Source organism: Selenomonas sp. (assembly GCF_052169755.1).
Taxonomy (GTDB): domain Bacteria; phylum Bacillota; class Negativicutes; order Selenomonadales; family Selenomonadaceae; genus Selenomonas.
In genome coordinates this window covers 1-3,256 of sequence record NZ_JBQNBV010000186.1, presented here as the reverse complement: position 1 = coordinate 3,256, position 3,256 = coordinate 1, and the positions used below count along the sequence as shown (strand labels likewise).

Sequence of the window (3,256 nt, the reverse complement as noted above, 5' to 3'; positions counted from 1 at the left end):
GGGGCCGAACGGCGCGGGCAAGACGACGACGACTCGTATGCTGACGATGCTTACACAGCCGACGTCGGGCAGGATCTTTTACGAGGGGAAGCCGCTTTTTGGCAGTGAAGCGGCGGTCAAAGAGCTGATCGGCGTCGTGCCGCAGCAGGTGAACTTCGACCAGGATTTGACGGCAGGAGAAAATCTTGAGCTGCACGCGCGGCTGCACCACATAGGAGCGGCACAGCGCCGCGCACGCATCGAAGAATTGCTGGATTTCGTCGAGCTTGCAGGTGTGCGGCGCGATCCTGTGCGGCGGCTGTCTGGCGGCATGAAGCGCAGGCTTCTCATCGCCCGCGCTCTTGTGCATCAGCCGCGGATCCTCTTCCTCGACGAGCCGACGGTCGCGCTCGATCCGCAGGTGCGGCGGCGCATCTGGGAGCTGATTCGCCGCATGGCGCACGAGGGTGTGACCGTGCTCTTGACGACGCACTATATCGAGGAGGCGGAGAATCTTTGCGCCCGTGTCGCCATCATGAATCGCGGGCGTCTCGCAGCGCTCGATGCGCCCACAGTCCTTTCTGAGAGCCTCGGCAGCTTCGTCGTCGAGTGGGACGGCGAGAGAGGGCGAGAGTACCGCTATTTCGCCGAGCGCAGGGACGCCGCAGCGTTTGCTGCATCGCTCGACGGCGCGGCGAGCATACGGCGCTCGAATCTGGAAGATGCTTTCATCGAGCTTACAGGGCGAAAGGAGGGGCTGTAAGTGCTCTATGATATATGGACAGTATTCTGGCGCGATTGGATCGTCCTGAAGCGTCGCTTGACGAAGTTCATCTTGAGCCGGATGGTCGCGCCTTTCCTATACCTCATCGCTTTTGGCTGGGGGCTTGGACGCAGTATCACGGTTTCTTCGGGGACATATCTCGATTTTCTTGTGCCGGGTATTCTTGCGCTCAACTCCATGAACATCAGTTTCAACAGCGTGATTCCCGTACACGCCGAGCGCATTTATCATAAAAGCCTTGAAGAGTATCTCGTCGCGCCGATTCGCCCGACGGCGTTTGTCGTCGGCAAGGTGCTGGCGGCTGTGCTGCGCGGACTCATTTCCTCTGCGATCATTCTCGCGCTTGCCTATGGTTTTGGTGCAGCGCTTGCACTGTCGCCGCTCTTTTTGCTCGTGCTTGTACTGAATTGTGTGATCTTCGCTGAGATCGGCTTCATCGCGGCGATGAAGATCGAGACGTATGAGGAGATGGGGCAGGTCAATACATACGTCCTGCTGCCGATGTCGTTCCTCTGCGGCACATTTTTTTCGACGCAGGCGCTGCCGGATCTCGTGCGCGTGTTCATCGAGGTTTTGCCGCTCACGCATACGAGTGTGCTCCTGCGTACACTCGCGGGCGGCGGGGCGGGTGCGGCTCTGTCTTTTGGCGTACTCACCCTGTACGCGCTCGGGTGCTTTTGGTTTGCGAGGCGGTCGTTTTTGCAGCTGACGCGTTAGGGAAACACGGATAAATTCAGCCCCCATCTTGCAAATCTGGGCGACTTCATTTTATCAGCGTTTCCCTAGGTATACACTCCTTTGTTTAGAAAGAGGATTCCCTGTGTTTAAGAATATTTTACATCACCATGCGCGTTCGGCGGACGACTGCGGGCATCTTTGCTGCACGAAGGTCGAGGACTTCGCCGTATCTTTCGGACGGGCGGAAATTTTTTCGGGTGTGAATCTGCACGTTCACTGCGGGCAGCTTACCGCGCTCATCGGGCCGAACGGCGCAGGCAAGTCAACGCTTCTTCGCGCGATCCTTGGGGAAGTGCCGCACAAAGGAAGACTCTCCTATACGGATGCGGCGGGAAAGCGTGCGGGACATCCCGTCATCGGCTATGTGCCGCAGTATTTGCGCTTCGACGTGAGTTCGCCGACGAGTGTCATGGACATCTTCATGGCATGTCTTTCGCGCCGTCCCGTATGGCTCTTTCCGGCGAAGTCCCTGCGCCCTCGCGTCTTAAAAAGCCTTGCGCGCGTGCGTGCCGAGCATCTCATTGATCGACGGCTCGGTGCGCTGTCGGGCGGTGAACTGCAGCGCGTGCTTCTTGCGCTCGCGCTCGATCCCGCGCCGGATCTTCTGCTCCTCGATGAGCCTGTCTCGGGCGTCGATCAGAATGGCTTGGAACTTTTCTATCAGCTTGTCGCCGAGCTTCGCGCCGAGGAGGACATGGCGATCATTCTGATCTCGCACGATCTGAATCTCGTCGCGAAGTACGCCGACCAGGTCGTGCTGCTCGATCATGCGGTCGTCGTGAGCGGCACGCCCGCCGAGGTCTTTGGCGACGTGCGCACGAAGAAGATCTTCGGTATGCTTGCGGGTGCAGATTTGCAGGAGATGGCGGCGGATGCGCCCGCCGCGGCGCAGAGCAAAGGGATGCCGAAGCAGGAAACAGAAAAAGAGAGCGGGGAGATGCACTGATGGAAGTTCTCTATGCGATTCTTGCCGCGCTGCCCTTCGATTGGCTGCAGCACGGCTTCATGAAGAACGCCTTTCTCGCCGTGCTGCTCGTGACGCCGCTTTTCGGGCTTCTGAGTACGATGGTCGTGTCGAACCGCATGGCGTTCTTCTCGGACTCTCTGGGACACGGCGCTTTCACGGGGCTTGCCGTCGGCGTCCTTTTGGGGTGGCTCTCGCCGCTTCTCTCGCTCGTCGCCTTCTCCATCGTCTTTGCACTTCTCATCACCTATATCAAAAGCCGCAGCAGCACATCGACGGACACGATCATCGGCGTCTTTTCCTCGACGGGCATTGCGCTCGGTTTGATGCTTATGAGCCGCGGCGGCGGCTTCAACAAATATTCCTCGTACTTGATCGGTGATCTTCTTTCGATCTCGCCCGAGGAGATCGCTTCGCTCTTTCTCGTCTTTCTCGCTGTCATTCTCGTCTGGGCGGTCATATTCAATTCGCTGCTCGTGCTCTCGATCAACGCATCGTTCGCTCGAAGCCGCGGCGTCGCCGCTTTCTTCACGGAGGCGCTCTTCGCCTCGGTGCTTGCCGTCGTCGTCGCCGTCAGCATCCAGTGGGTCGGGCTGCTCATCATCAACTCGCTGCTTGTGCTGCCTGCCGCCGCCGCGAGAAATATCGCGCAGAACGTCAAGAGTTACCATCTGCTGTCTGTCGCCGTCGCGCTCTTTTCGGGCGTTGCGGGGCTCGTGCTCGCTTACTATTGCAATATGGCGGCGGGTGCGAGCATCGTCGTCGTCGCCGCCGCCGTTTTTTTCCTCACG

Annotated in this window: 4 protein-coding genes; all 4 read left to right on the top strand. The window is 59.1% G+C overall.

What is annotated here, in order from left to right; translation table 11 throughout:
- The coding region (locus ACTTKG_RS10045) for an ABC transporter ATP-binding protein (RefSeq protein WP_442674062.1) at nt 1-742 on the top strand (742 nt) is incomplete at its 5' end.
- A complete protein-coding gene (locus ACTTKG_RS10040; protein ID WP_442674061.1) occupies nt 743-1,480 on the top strand; it encodes an ABC transporter permease in 738 nt (245 codons plus the stop codon). It begins immediately after the preceding gene.
- Nucleotides 1,481-1,583: 103 nt separating this feature from the next.
- Nucleotides 1,584-2,447: a metal ABC transporter ATP-binding protein gene (locus ACTTKG_RS10035; protein ID WP_442674060.1), complete on the top strand. Its 864-nt coding sequence runs from the start codon at nt 1,584-1,586 to the stop codon at nt 2,445-2,447.
- The coding region (locus tag ACTTKG_RS10030) for a metal ABC transporter permease (RefSeq protein WP_442674059.1) at nt 2,447-3,256 on the top strand (810 nt) is incomplete at its 3' end. The genes ACTTKG_RS10035 and ACTTKG_RS10030, both read left to right, overlap by 1 nt.